We start from the raw sequence: 255 nt of genomic DNA, 5'->3' as shown, positions 1-255 counted from the left end.
TTTGAAATCGAGGAAGAAAATGATTTTCTTAAATATGGGAAGTCAAAAGAAAACAGACCGAATCCCATTGTTCAATATGGCCTGTTTATGGATGCAAATGGTCTGCCTATCGCTGATATGACGTTTGGAGGAAACAAGAACGAACAGTTTTCTTTGAGAGAACTCGAAAAACAAATCGAAAAGGACTTTCAGTTCAGCCGATTCATCGTCTGTGCAGATGCTGGATTGAATGGCTGGGAAAACAAGGTATATAAT

The 255-nt window shown here is 38.4% G+C and carries 1 pseudogene; it reads left to right on the top strand.

What is annotated here, in order from left to right:
* Window positions 1-255, top strand: a pseudogene (locus tag NE665_RS24475) (transposase); the annotation flags it as partial.

The sequence above is a fragment of the Clostridium sp. DFI.1.208 genome (assembly GCF_024463855.1).
Lineage (GTDB): Bacteria > Bacillota_I > Bacilli_A > Erysipelotrichales > Erysipelotrichaceae > Clostridium_AQ.
The sequence above is the reverse complement of the archived record's forward strand: the minus strand, read 5'-3'. Positions and strand labels throughout refer to the sequence as shown.